The sequence below is a fragment of the Cupriavidus sp. 01L415 genome (genome assembly GCF_056400065.1).
This window is the reverse complement of record NZ_JBFTSP010000014.1, coordinates 99,609-111,483: the sequence shown is the minus strand read 5'-3', so window position 1 is coordinate 111,483 and position 11,875 is coordinate 99,609. Positions and strand designations below refer to the sequence as shown.

The 11,875-nt window shown below is 67.2% G+C and carries 12 protein-coding genes; 6 read left to right on the top strand and 6 right to left on the bottom strand.

Features of this window, described 5'->3' with window-relative positions; genetic code table 11:
* Positions 1 to 90: 90 nt before the first annotated feature.
* Positions 91 to 795 (bottom strand): YoaK family protein, encoded by a 705-nt coding sequence (locus AC1DOX_RS19950; protein ID WP_441622147.1) that lies wholly within the window; start codon positions 793 to 795, stop codon positions 91 to 93.
* A gap of 85 nt (positions 796 to 880) precedes the next feature.
* Complete coding sequence (locus tag AC1DOX_RS19945) at positions 881 to 1,837, bottom strand: GlxA family transcriptional regulator (protein ID WP_441622145.1); 957 nt, start codon at positions 1,835 to 1,837, stop codon at positions 881 to 883.
* 256 nt (positions 1,838 to 2,093) lie between these two features.
* Here AC1DOX_RS19945 and AC1DOX_RS19940 point away from each other — a divergent pair, with 256 nt between their 5' ends.
* Together AC1DOX_RS19940 and AC1DOX_RS19935 are read left to right on the top strand one after the other, a co-directional pair.
* Positions 2,094 to 3,149: an SLAC1 anion channel family protein gene (locus tag AC1DOX_RS19940; protein WP_477101542.1), complete on the top strand. Its 1,056-nt coding sequence runs from the start codon at positions 2,094 to 2,096 to the stop codon at positions 3,147 to 3,149.
* 135 nt (positions 3,150 to 3,284) lie between these two features.
* A complete protein-coding gene (locus tag AC1DOX_RS19935; protein WP_441622143.1) occupies positions 3,285 to 4,076 on the top strand; it encodes an alpha/beta fold hydrolase in 792 nt (263 codons plus the stop codon).
* 132 nt (positions 4,077 to 4,208) lie between these two features.
* On the opposite strand, the gene AC1DOX_RS19930 is transcribed toward AC1DOX_RS19935, so the two are convergent.
* Both AC1DOX_RS19930 and AC1DOX_RS19925 read right to left on the bottom strand, forming a co-directional pair.
* Positions 4,209 to 4,532, bottom strand: coding sequence for a hypothetical protein (locus tag AC1DOX_RS19930; protein ID WP_477101543.1), 324 nt, complete (start codon positions 4,530 to 4,532; stop codon positions 4,209 to 4,211).
* A gap of 273 nt (positions 4,533 to 4,805) precedes the next feature.
* Entirely contained in the window at positions 4,806 to 5,258 is a 453-nt protein-coding gene (locus AC1DOX_RS19925; protein ID WP_441622139.1) for a polyhydroxyalkanoate granule-associated phasin, read from the bottom strand.
* Positions 5,259 to 5,623: 365 nt separating this feature from the next.
* Between AC1DOX_RS19925 and AC1DOX_RS19920 the strand changes: the two genes are divergently transcribed.
* A complete protein-coding gene (locus AC1DOX_RS19920; RefSeq protein ID WP_092136826.1) occupies positions 5,624 to 6,550 on the top strand; it encodes a LysR family transcriptional regulator in 927 nt (308 codons plus the stop codon).
* Positions 6,551 to 6,690: 140 nt separating this feature from the next.
* A complete protein-coding gene (locus AC1DOX_RS19915) occupies positions 6,691 to 7,674 on the top strand; it encodes a Bug family tripartite tricarboxylate transporter substrate binding protein (RefSeq protein ID WP_092136827.1) in 984 nt (327 codons plus the stop codon).
* 141 nt (positions 7,675 to 7,815) lie between these two features.
* Here the strand turns inward: AC1DOX_RS19915 and AC1DOX_RS19910 are convergent, their stop codons facing one another.
* Positions 7,816 to 8,433: a LysE family translocator gene (locus AC1DOX_RS19910; protein ID WP_477112510.1), complete on the bottom strand. Its 618-nt coding sequence runs from the start codon at positions 8,431 to 8,433 to the stop codon at positions 7,816 to 7,818.
* Between the two features lie 43 nt (positions 8,434 to 8,476).
* Positions 8,477 to 10,066: an EAL domain-containing protein gene (locus AC1DOX_RS19905; protein WP_441622132.1), complete on the bottom strand. Its 1,590-nt coding sequence runs from the start codon at positions 10,064 to 10,066 to the stop codon at positions 8,477 to 8,479.
* 159 nt (positions 10,067 to 10,225) lie between these two features.
* Between AC1DOX_RS19905 and AC1DOX_RS19900 the strand changes: the two genes are divergently transcribed.
* Both AC1DOX_RS19900 and AC1DOX_RS19895 read left to right on the top strand, forming a co-directional pair.
* Positions 10,226 to 11,335 carry an alkene reductase gene (locus AC1DOX_RS19900; RefSeq protein ID WP_441622130.1) on the top strand — a complete coding sequence of 370 codons (1,110 nt, stop codon included), beginning with the start codon at positions 10,226 to 10,228 and terminating at the stop codon, positions 11,333 to 11,335.
* Positions 11,336 to 11,397: 62 nt separating this feature from the next.
* Positions 11,398 to 11,862, top strand: coding sequence for a VOC family protein (locus AC1DOX_RS19895; protein ID WP_441622128.1), 465 nt, complete (start codon positions 11,398 to 11,400; stop codon positions 11,860 to 11,862).
* Positions 11,863 to 11,875 lie beyond the last annotated feature (13 nt).

The following is an 11,875-nucleotide window of genomic DNA, read 5'->3' as shown; positions in this document are numbered from 1 at the left end:
GGCTGCCCTGTTGCACCGAAAACGGGCGCGGTGCTGGCGTGCGCGACACCTGCGCGCATGCCATGCAACGGGTTTCGGCGGGTGCAGCGATCAGCGGTTGCGCGCCGCGAGCACGACCAGGATGACCACCGGCGCGGCCAGGCAGGCAAAGCCCACGGTGGCATACGCAAATGCGCCGACCACTGCGCCGCATGCAAAGCCGGCCACGGCAGGCAACATCTTGCGCAACCGGGTGCGGGCCGCGTTCTGCTCCGCCGATGGAATGCCCGCGCCGTGAATCGTGTGGACCAGATCGATCACGATCTGCGTGGTATTGCCCGTCATGATGGTCGTGGGGACATGGTCGGGCAGCACCAGCCGGGACTGCGCGTTCTGCACGCCCATCGCCGCCACGCCGAGCATGCCGGCCAGCAGGGCTAGTGGCGAGTCAGCCACTGTGATCGGCGCCGCCGCCAGACCGCAGGCCATGAAGCCGGTCAGCAACGCGGCCTGCATCCAGAACAATGGTCGCACCGCCGGTAGCTGGCGCCGCTCGCACCGGGCCACCCACAGCGTGGTCAGTGCCACCGTGACCACAAACACCGGCAGGGCCAGCAGCTTGGCCAGCACGCCTTGCGACGCGCTGACCAATTCCACGCCAAGCATCACGAAGTTGCCGGTCACGTGTGCGGTGAACAAGCCGAACAGCGCGATGAAGCCCACCACGTCGACGTAGCCCGCCAGGAAGGCGAGGCAGGTGCCTTGGACGATGGCGGAAGGTGTGGAGACGACAGGGCGGACGTCGGCGGTAGTCATGGGGGCGCGACAGGTTGACCGGAGTGCGACGAGCGTAGCACGGCGGGGCGGCGCTGTTCAGGCACCGCTGCCAAGGCCCCGCCGTTCAGGCCCCGCGAAAGCGCGCGCGGTAGTCCGCTGGGGACACGTTCAACTGCCGCAGGAACGCGCGGCGCATGCCGTTGGGGTCGCTGAAGCCGGTCAGGGAGGCCACGCGCTTGAGCGGGTTGCGGGTTTCCTCCAGCAGCCGCCGCGCGGCCTCCACGCGTGAGCTTTCGACGAACTCCGCCGGCGTGACCAGCGACTCGCGCTTGAAGATGCGCGCGAAGTTGCGCGTGCTCATGCCGGCGCGGGCCGCAAGGCCGTCCACGGTCAAGGGCTGGTTCAGATTCTCCAGGATCCAGTTCTGCACGTCGCGGATACCGCCTTTCTGCGCGACTTGCGCGGCCAGGTGCGCACTGAATTGCGACTGGCCACCGGGCCGCTTCAGGAACATCACGAATTCGCGCGCCACCTTGAGCGCGATGGCGCGGCCGAAGTCTTCCTCCACCATCGCCAGCGCCAGGTCCAGCCCGGCCGTCACGCCCGCCGACGTGTAGAGATTGCCGTCCTTGACGTAGATCTGGTCGGGCTCCACACGCACGCCCGGAAACTGGCCGGCAAGCCTGGCGGTGCTGTTCCAGTGGGTGGTGACGCGCTTGCCTTCCAGCAGGCCGGCGTTGGCCAGCAGCAGCGCGCCCGAACACACCGAGCCCAGGCGCCGCACCGAGCGCGCATAGCGATGCAGCCAGGCGCCAATCGCCGGGTCCTGTTCGATCAGGCGTACCTCGGGGCTGCCCGCGATCAGCAGCGTGTCGATATCGGGGCTGCTGGTATCCAGCGTGGTGTCCGGCGTGATGCGCATGCCGTTGGAGGCCGTCAGCGGCCCGGATACGGGCGATACGATCTCGAATTCATAGGCATCGGGGTTGCCGGCCTGGCGCGCGGCTTCGGCAAAGACATCGATGGGACCCACCAGATCGAGCATCTGGACCTGGGGAAAAGCAAGCACGGCAATCTTCATGGCAATACAGGCGGCGGGGGGCGCCGCGGCACAACGGGTGTCAATGGCCGGATTCTAGGCAATCAGGCAGCTTCTGCCAGCCCGTCTGGCCGAACATGCCGCCGCGTTGGCCGGCTTTGCGATGTCGGCAGGGTGGACAAGGACGCACATGGCGGCATGGCCAACGAGGTTGGCCGAATCTGCACCATTGGCGAGGTTTCGGTCAGCCCCGGCGGTGACCATACTGCGATCACCCACCCACCTGATCGAGGGCAACATGAACATCGCCGCGCTTCCGTCCACCGCCGCCGCCTCCGTCTCCGCCACCACTGCCTCCGCCGTTTCCGTCTCCACTGCCTCCGCCACCGGCTCCGCCGCGCAACGCGGGTCGGTGCGGCATCTTCCCGTCAACCTGTTCGGCGCCGTGATGGGCTTGTCGGGGCTGTCGCTGGCCTGGCGCGGCGCCCATCAGCTGTTCGGGGTCGATCCACGCGTGGCGCAGGGCATCGGCATCGTCGCCATCGTCACCTTTCTCCTGCTGGCAGGGGGCTACCTGGTGAAGTGGGCGCGCTATCCGGCCGCCGTGCAGGCCGAGTTCCGGCATCCGATCGCGGGCAATTTCTTCGGCACCATCACCATCGCCATCCTGCTGCTGTCGTCGATCGTCGGCGCCTACAGCGAGATGACGGGGCAGGTCATTTGGACGACGGGCGCGCTGGCCACGGTGGCGCTGACGTTCGTGATCGCCCACCGGCTGCTGCAGGGGCGCGTGGACCCGACGCATGCCGCGCCGGCCTGGCTGATCCCCGGCGTGGCCACGCTGGATATCGCCGTGGCCGGCGGCACCATGCCGATGGCGTGGGCGCACGAGGCCAACCTGTTCGCGGTCGCCGTTGGCACGGTGATGGCGCTGGTGTTCTTCGTGATGATCGTTTCACGCGTGGTGCACCATGAGCCGCTGCCGGCCGGCATGGTGCCGTCGCTGATCATCCTGATCGCGCCGTTCGAGGTGGGTTTCCTGGCCTACGTGAACATGGTGCAGCACGTCGACATGTTCGCGGCCATGCTGTTCTACTTCGGCCTGTTCCTGTTCCTGGCCCTGTCGGCCAAGGTGTTCCGCAAGTCCATCCCGTTTGCCGCGTCGTGGTGGGCCATCAGCTTTCCGATGGCGGCGCTGGCCAACGCGGCGATCCGCTATGCGGGCCATGCGGATCACAACACCGTGCTCGATGGCATCGCCGGCCTGCTGCTGGCGGCGCTGACGGTTGCGATCGTGATCCTGTTCGTCCGCACGCTGCACCGCCTGTTCACCGGGCGACTGCTCGTGGGCTGAGGCACATCTCCATCCGATTTCCGTCGACTGGCCGCGCTCGTCACGCACGTCTGGCGGCACTAATATCAATCTCGACGGCGCGATCCTTGACGCATTCGACTTCTCCTTCGCGTCGCCGGGAACCGGGGAAGCAAAGTGCCAAACGTAACGTCCGACGGTGTTTCGATTCACTACGAGGTCAAGGGCCAGGGTTCGCCCGTGCTTCTTCTGGCGGGGCTGGCGGGAGTGGGGGCATCCTGGGGTCCACAGATCGATCTGTTCGCCGCGCATCACCAGGTGGTCGTGCCTGATCACCGCGGAACCGGCGCATCCGAGCGCACCGCACGCGACATGACGATTGCGCAGCACGCGCGGGACATGGCTCGGGTCATCGAGGCGGTCGGATGCGGGCCAGTCCACGTGGTCGGGTCCTCGACCGGCGGCGCCATCGCGCAATGGCTGGCGATTCATCACCGCGAACGATTACGCAGCGCGACCATTGTCTCGTCGATTGCACGCGCGGATGCGTTCTACCGTCGCCAGTTCGACATGCGGCGACGCATGTTGACCGATTCCGGCCTGCGCGCGTCCACCGAGGCCAACGCACTATTCCTCTTCGATCCGAGATTCATGCGCGAGCACCCGGAGCGGGTGCAGGCGTGGGTAGACGCTACAGCGGCGGGCACATTCGATCCGGAGATCGGCTTTGCCCGCATCGACATGATCGTGGGGCACGACGCCTTCGAGGATCTTCCGTCGATCACGACGCCGACGCTGGTGCTGGTGGGCGAGCGCGACTTCTGCGCCCCGCCGCACTTCTCCGCGGAGCTTGCAGAGCGGATTCCGGGTGCCGAATTTGCCATCCTGGACGGTGGCCACTTCATCTTCCTGGAGCATCCCGAACGACTGCACGACACGGTCGAGGCGTTCATCGCCAGGCACGAGTGACGATCGGCCCTTGCTCCCCAAATCGGCGATGACCAAAAAAATCGCCCGGCGCGACGCCAATTGGTCGTGCCGGGCATATGCCGTTACCCGTCGATTGACGGATACGGCGCATCGCGATGTGACTGATCGTCGTTACGGCTTTTTCGCGCCGTCGGTGTAAGGATCGGGTTTGCCGGTCTTCGCGCCGTCGGTGTACGGATCAGGCTTGCCACTCTTGGCGCCATCCGTGTAAGGGTCAGATTTTTTCGGCGCCAGGTCCGACCGTGTCGAAGTCTTGGCACCATCGGTGTAGGTGTCGAACTTGCCCGCCTTGGCGCCATCGGTGTATGGATCCGGCTTCCCCGCCTTGGCGCCCTGGGTGTATGGGTCAACCGGCTTTTGCTGCGCGTACGCCATGGGCATCGCCACGACGGCGGCGGCAGCAACAAACAGACTGGACAGTTGGGTCTTGCTCATAGGTACCTCGCGAGATGGGCGCAAGTGAGATGCCTGCTTCGACTGCGCCCCAACAAAGCCATCGGGCAGGCGGCTTGATACGAGTACTTCGCTACCTTCAAGGATAGACACTGCGGTGTCAGCTTCCTCGAACGACTTGGCCAGGATCGGCACGCATCCTGCATGCCGGCGGCGGTTGTGGCGGTGGCACCACGCCAGCCGCCGGGCCTTGCAGAAGGTACTGTGTAAACGGATGCGCGCCGGCCTGCCGTTGACCGGTTTCAAGACTGTTTTTTAGTGCGGTTTGTTCTTGCGCGGCTGCGGGGTTTCGCGGACGGTCACGGCAGGCACGTCCACCACATCGCCACTGGCGGTGGCCACTGCGGCGATGTCCGGCATCACCGGCATCGCGGGCAGCAGTATTGGCACGCCAAGCAGGCGTCCCCAGGCATCGACCCACGCACGCTGGGAGGCGGCGCCCAGTTCGAGCATCGCCGTGGCATAGTGCAGCGGGATCGACATCAGCGGCATCTGGCTGGTCCACTGCCGCGCATAGAACTCCTCTGGGTCTTGCGGCATGAAGCACGCCGCCCAGTCGAACTGCGTCTCGTCGATCCAGGACTTGGCGAAATCCGAATTGAGACCCATCATCTTGCGCCAGTTATCAAGCAACTGATCGTCAAGCGCGCCAAAGGCCTGGAAGGTAAATGCCGGCATCGGCCACAGAGTCGGTGGAATGCTGTTCATGGTGGGAAGCTCCGGTTGAAACCTGTGGTGAGGAAAGGCTGCGGTGGGATTGGGCCGGCAAGTGGAACAGAATGACCGGGCGCGGTGATGACGGCATCACGCCAATCCATGGGGACCATGGCCACATGCTCATCCATACTCGCCCTGCGGTCAACCTGCGTATCGTCTGGTGAGCAGCGTCCGTCATATCGTCATGCGCATGTCATCCGCATGTCATCCGCAAGGTTCCACCACACGGGATCGACACGTGACGATCCGGACACGCAGGAGCCGTCACACGACTTGCGATGGCACCCGACGGGGCGCGCGGCGCGCGACCTTTTCGCCACAGGCACAATACCGGCTGGATTCGACGGGGAGGGGAAATGGAACTGCGGCAACTGCGCTACTTTGTCCACGTGGTGGAGCTTGGCAGCATGGGGCAGGCGGCCCAGCGCCTGGGCGTGGTCACATCGGCGCTGAGCCAGCAGATCAGCCGGCTGGAGAGCGAGCTCTCCACGCGGCTGCTGCAGCGTACTTCGAGTGGCGTGGTGCCTACGGACGCCGGGCTGGCGTTCTGGCGCCAGGCGCAACTGGCGCTGCGGCATGCGGACGATGCCGCGCGCGCCGCACGCACGGCGCGGCTGTCGGGCCATGTCAGCGTGGGCATGGCGCCGACCACGCTGGCCGTGCTGGGCCCGCCGTTCATGGTGGCCATGCGCGAGCGCTATCCGGACATCCGCCTGCACCTGGTGGAAAGCCTGTCCGGCAACCTGGCGACGATGATCGGCGCGCGCCAGCTCGATCTTGCCGTGCTGTTCCAGCTGGAGCCCAGCCAGCGCCGCAGCGTGACGCCGCTGCTGGAAGAGCGCCTGTTCGTGATCGCCCGCCCGGATCAGCCGGGGCTGCCGGCCACGGATTCCGTCCGCCTGGATCAGCTTGGCGATCTGCCCCTGATCCTGCCCAGTGGTGCCCACGGGCTGCGCGCCGTGCTGAACGCGGCGCTCGCGCGCGGCCAGCGCCCGCTGAATGTGGTGGCCGAAATCGACGGCCTGGCCGTGTTGATGGATGCCGTGCGGGCGGGCCTGGGGGCCACGATCCAGCCCGGGGCCGCCGTGGCGCGCCATCTGGGCGATCCGCTCGCGCTGATCGAGATTGCCGACGCCGGGGTGCAACGCCCGAACCTGCTGGTCAGCCTGTCCGATGACGAACTGTCGCCCGCCGGCCTGGCGGCGCGCGGGGTGCTGGACACCGTGGCGCGCGGGCTGGTTACCGCCGGCCGGTGGCCGGGCGCGACCCTTCACAAATCCTGAAGACCTCCCGCCGCAGCGGGGCTGGTGTGCGCGGCAAGACCTCCGTACAGTCTTGGGCAATGCGAAAAAGGGGCAACCCGGGCCAGGGATGGCCTTGCCACCTCGCCAAGAATTCCAATGATTCCCAGGAGACCCGCAAGATGACTACCGCTGCGCGCCGCACGGCGCTCAAGGCCCTCGTTGGCGCCGCCCTCGTATCCACCGGCGCCGTCGCCTTCGCGGCGGACAACTGGCCGTCCAAGCCAATCACGCTGGTCGTGCCGTTCGCCTCGGGCGGCACCACCGACATCATCGGCCGCGCCGTGGGCCAGAAGCTCGGCGAAGGGCTGGGTCAGCCGATGGTGGTGGACAACCGCCCCGGCGCGGGTGGCACGATTGGCGGGTCCATCGTGGCGCGCGCCAATCCGGACGGCTACACCTTCCTGCTGGCCACCGTGGCCCACACCATGGCGCCCGGTATCTACAAGACGCTGCCGTACGACTTCCAGAAGGACCTGGAGCCGATCGGCATGGTGGCGCTCACGCCGAACGTCCTGCTGGTCAATCCGTCGATTCCGGCCAAGACCGTGCAGGAGCTGATCGCCTATATCAAAGCGCATCCGGGCAAGGTGAACTACGGGTCGGCCGGCATCGGCAGCACCGAGCACCTGTCCGGCGAACTGTTCCGCGCGGCCACGGGCACGGACATCGCGCACGTGCCGTACAAGGGTGGCGCGCCGATGATGACCGACCTGATCGCCGGGCAGATCCAGATGGCCATCGAGACCAGCCCGTCGGCCAACCCGCATGTGAAGAGCGGCAAGGTCAAGGCGCTGGCCGTGACCACGGCCCGGCGCTCGGCGGCGTACCCGGGCGTGCCCACGGTGGCGGAAAGCGGCGTGCCTGGCTACGAGGTGACCACGTGGTACGCGCTGATGGCGCCGCATGGCACGCCGGAAGCGATCCGGCAGCGCATGAGCGCGGAGCTGGTCAAGGTGCTGAAGCAGCCGGACGTGCAGAAGCGCTTCGAGGAGCAGGGCGTGACCGCTGGCGACATGACGCCGCCGCAGCTGGCCGGTTTCATCAAGACCGAAACCACCAAGTGGACCAAGGTGGCCAAGGACTCCGGCGCGAAGGCGGAATAAGAGGTCGCGCCTGTTGCCGCGGCAAGCAACGTGGCAAGCAGAGCAGCAGCACAAGCGGTAGGGCAAGTGTTGTCCGCCTGCACGCCGCAATGACAAAGGGCCGGGAAACCGGCCCTTTGTCTTGGTTCGCTGGCGGCGGCGTTACATCGCCCGCCGGATCTCCGCCACGCCGAAGGCGGCCAGCGCAAAGCCGGCCGCGCGGTCGATCCACTGCCGCACGCGCAGTCCCAGTGCATGGCGTGCGCCGGACACCATCGTCACCAGCACGCACCACCAGGCGATGGACCCGAAGAACACGCCCAGCACGGTCGTCATCGCGATGCTCGTCGAGAACGCGCCACGCGGGGCCAGCGTGGCGAACAGCGCGGCGAACATGATGATGGTCTGCGGGTTGGTCAGCGTCAGCAGGAATGCGCTGGCAAACGACCGCAGCCCGGTGCCATTGCCGCGCAGCGTGGCCGCCTGCTCGGCGGGCTTCTGGAAGAACGTGCGCAGGCCCAGGTACAGCAGGAACAGGCCGGCCACCAGATGCAGCGGCTTGTCGTAGGCCAGCATGAACTGCGACACGCTGACCAGCCCCAGCGCGGCCACCAGGCCGTAGACAGCGTCCCCGCACGCGATGCCGAAGCCGATGGCGAGGCCCGCGCGCGGGCCTTCAGTCAGGGTGCGGCGGATGCAGAGCATCCCCATCGGGCCCACGGGGGCGGCAACCGCCAGGCCGACGCCGGCCGCGGTCAGGAACAGGGTTGGCAGGGACATGTCGGCGCGTGTTCTTGAAATGGATGTGGCGACGATTCTAGCGTCACGCCGCGGCTTGCGGCATGGATTTGGCCAGGAGTTTCGCCAGCTCCACCGCCGGCACCGGGCGCCCGAACAGCCAGCCCTGCCCGAAATCCACGCCCTGTTCGCGCAGGAAGTCGGCCTGCGCGCTGTCCTCGATGCCTTCGGCCACCACCTGCAGGCCGAGCGAGCGCGCCATCGCGATGATGTGCGGCGCCACGGTGCTCGACGCCGCCTCCTGCCCGATGGTGTCGACAAAGGACTTGTCGATCTTGAGCGCGTCGACCTTGAAGCTCTGCAGGTACGACAGGCTCGAATAGCCCGTGCCGAAGTCGTCGATATAGACCGGGTGGCCGGCGTCGCGAAACGCCTGGATGGTGTCGCGCGCCACGTCGGGTTCCAGGAAGCCGCGCTCGGTGGCCTCGATGCGGATCTGCTCGGGCGTGATGCCGGTGCCGCGCAGCCGCGCCGTCAGCACGCCCAGGAAGCGCTGGCTTTTCAGGTCTTCGGCACCGACGTTGATCGACACGTAGAACGACGGATGCCGGCGCAGCATCGTGCCCAGCTCCGTCAGTACGATCTCCAGCACCTGGTCGGTGATCTGCTGGATCAGGCCGGCGTTTTCCGCCATCGGGATGAACAGGTTCGGCCGCACCAGGCGTCCATGCCGGCGCCAGCGCACCAGTGCCTCCACGCCGACGCAATGGTTGTCGGATAGCGCGACGATGGGTTGGTAGTGCACCGCCATTTCGTGGCGCCGCACCGCGCCGCGCAGTTCGCCCTCCAGGCTGAAGCGCCGCGTGGCGCGGCGCCAGACCAGCACGCCGAGGGGCAGCCCGGCCGCCAGCCCGACCGCCAGCCCGCCTGTCAGCAGCGCCTTCCAGTTGGCCAGCAGCACCGCGCGCGGCGCCAGTACCACGACCGCAAGCGGCATGACGCGCGAGCGGCGCAGCACCACGGCCGCGTCGTCGTCGTGCGTGGCGCCGGTGCCGGCACCGTACGTGTGGTCGGCGTAGGCCTCCTGCATCCGCTTCAGGTTGGCGCCCTGCGAGGCCGCGAAGATGCGGCCCGCTTCCGTGTTGATCACGGCCAGCATGCGCGCGTCGCGATCGACCACGTCGACAAAGGTCTGCGGGTCCAGCGAAACATTGCTGCCATTGCGGCCGATCAGCATGGCCCGGCGCGGCGCGCTGAACGGGTTGGCGAGGTCGAACCAGTATTCCATCCCGTCCGGCGTGCGCCAGTCGGGCGGCGGCAGCGTCAGGCCCTTTGTCTCGACCGGGCCCAGCAGTGCCGAGCATCGGCGCTGGCCGCCGCCGTAAATGCCGGCATCCTGGATATGGCGATAGCTGTAGGCGATGCGGCGCAGCTGGACCAGGTGGGCCGGCGAGCAGGGCTCCTCACGCAGCACCTCCATTTCCTCGATGGCGCTCGTGGCCTGCGTCATGACCAGTTCGGCGCGCTTGAGCGCGGCATCCGCGAACACGCTCAACTGATCCGCCTCGCGCCGGTTGGCTTCCAGTTGGGCCATGAACACGCCGATCCCCACCGGGAACAGCGTGGCCAGGGTGGCCAATACGATCGTCAACGCCAGAAACCAGCTGCGGTGCATCGGGAGTCCTCTGGAAGCTGCGCCGTCCCATTCACAAACCGGATTTGAAAGTGTTACCCGTCCCAGGGCGTTTATCGCCCGGATATTGGCATCTAGAGTGAGGCCCTGGACCACGAAAAGCGTCCCGCTGTTGGGGAGCATAGCTAACAATTACCGATCATGTCTGATACTTCGCGACTGTTTTCGCCTTTTTCAGTGGCCGGCCAGCCGGTCTCGAACCGCATCGTCATGGCGCCGATGACCCGTGCGCGCAGCGCCCAGCCGGGGGATGTGCCCACCGCGATGAATGCCCGCTACTACGCCCAGCGTGCCTCCGCCGGCTTTATCGTGACGGAAGCGACGCAGATCTCGCCGCAGGGCAAGGGCTATTCCTTTACGCCGGGCATCCACAGCGCCGACCAGGTGGCCGGCTGGCGCACTGTGACGGATGCCGTGCATGCGGCCGGCGGACGCATCTTCCTGCAACTCTGGCACGTGGGCCGGATGTCGCATCCGGACTTCCATGAGGGCGCGTTGCCTGTGGCGCCGTCGGCCGTGCCGTTCGACGGCCAGATCTGGAAGGTGGACCCGGCCACGGGCGCCGGCGCGATGGTGGATTGCCCGACGCCACGCGCGCTCACGGAGGCCGAGATCCGCGGCATCGTCGCCGACTTCGGCCGCGCCGCCCGCAACGCGATGGCCGCAGGGTTTGACGGCGTGGAGATCCACGGCGCCAACGGCTACCTGATCGATCAGTTTCTGCGCACCAGCTCCAACAAGCGCACCGACGCCTACGGCGGGTCGCGCGAGAACCGCCTGCGCTTCCTGAAGGAGGTGGTGGATGCGGTGGCGCTCGAGGCCGGCGCGGCGCGCACCGCGATCCGACTGGCACCGTTCCTGACCGCGCGCGGCATGGCCTGCCCGGACATCCTGCCGACGATCCTCGATGCGGCGAGCTTCCTGCAGCAGCGCGGCATCGGCTACCTGCATCTGGTGGAAGCGGACTGGGACGATGCCCCGGCATTCACCGAAGACTTCCGCCAGGGCGTGCGAGCGCGCTTTGCCGGCCCGATTGTCGTCGCCGGCAAGTACGACCGCGCGCGTGCGGAATGGGTCTTGTCGAAGGGCTACGCCGATCTCGTGGCGTTTGGCCGCCCGTTCGTGGCGAATCCCGACCTGCCGCGCAGGCTGGCCGAGAACCTGCCGCTGGCCGCGCTCGATGGCAACACGCTGTTTGGTGGCGATGACCGCGGATATGGCGACTATCCTGCGTGGCAGGTGGCTGCCTGAAGAGGTCGCCTCGAAACGATCCAGGCGTCCTTCCGCCCTCCGCTTCCGTCAAGGAGACACGCATGACCCACGACCAACCCGACGCCCCCACCTGGCGCTTTGACCATCTCAATGTCTCCGCCGGTGGCCGGCAGGTGCTGGATGGCTTTTTCGGCGACATCATGGGGCTGCGGCCCGGCTACCGGCCGCCGTTTCCGTTCCCGGGCGAGTGGCTGTATGCGGGCGATCAGGCCGTGATCCACGCCGTCGACGATGCCCGGCTCGATGCACGGGCTGGCGACCTGCAGGTCGGGCATATCGCCTTTCGCAGCGATGGCCCGGCCGCACCGGTGATCGAGCAGCTGCGCAACAGCCCCTATCCGTTCCGCGTCGCGCGCGTGCCGGCGGACAGCACGCTGCAGATCTTCGTGATGCTGCCCGGCGGGCTGGTGATCGAACTCGACATGCCGGACGACGGTGCGGCGGGCGACTACCAGTACGGCACCGGTCAGACGGCTCCGGCACAGCGCGATTTCAAGCCGCGCTGATTGGCGGTGACTG

What these genes read in the sequence shown, in the direction of transcription:
- AC1DOX_RS19920 (WP_092136826.1), top strand. Translation starts at nt 5,624, where the DNA reads ATGGAACTGCGGCAACTGCGCTACTTTGTCCACGTGGTGGAGCTTGGC.
- AC1DOX_RS19895 (WP_441622128.1), top strand. Translation starts at nt 11,398, where the DNA reads ATGACCCACGACCAACCCGACGCCCCCACCTGGCGCTTTGACCATCTC.
- AC1DOX_RS19940 (WP_477101542.1), top strand. Translation starts at nt 2,094, where the DNA reads ATGAACATCGCCGCGCTTCCGTCCACCGCCGCCGCCTCCGTCTCCGCC.
- AC1DOX_RS19910 (WP_477112510.1), bottom strand. Translation starts at nt 8,433, where the DNA reads ATGTCCCTGCCAACCCTGTTCCTGACCGCGGCCGGCGTCGGCCTGGCG.
- AC1DOX_RS19950 (WP_441622147.1), bottom strand. Translation starts at nt 795, where the DNA reads ATGACTACCGCCGACGTCCGCCCTGTCGTCTCCACACCTTCCGCCATC.
- AC1DOX_RS19905 (WP_441622132.1), bottom strand. Translation starts at nt 10,066, where the DNA reads ATGCACCGCAGCTGGTTTCTGGCGTTGACGATCGTATTGGCCACCCTG.
- AC1DOX_RS19945 (WP_441622145.1), bottom strand. Translation starts at nt 1,837, where the DNA reads ATGAAGATTGCCGTGCTTGCTTTTCCCCAGGTCCAGATGCTCGATCTG.
- AC1DOX_RS19925 (WP_441622139.1), bottom strand. Translation starts at nt 5,258, where the DNA reads ATGAACAGCATTCCACCGACTCTGTGGCCGATGCCGGCATTTACCTTC.
- AC1DOX_RS19900 (WP_441622130.1), top strand. Translation starts at nt 10,226, where the DNA reads ATGTCTGATACTTCGCGACTGTTTTCGCCTTTTTCAGTGGCCGGCCAG.
- AC1DOX_RS19930 (WP_477101543.1), bottom strand. Translation starts at nt 4,532, where the DNA reads ATGAGCAAGACCCAACTGTCCAGTCTGTTTGTTGCTGCCGCCGCCGTC.
- AC1DOX_RS19915 (WP_092136827.1), top strand. Translation starts at nt 6,691, where the DNA reads ATGACTACCGCTGCGCGCCGCACGGCGCTCAAGGCCCTCGTTGGCGCC.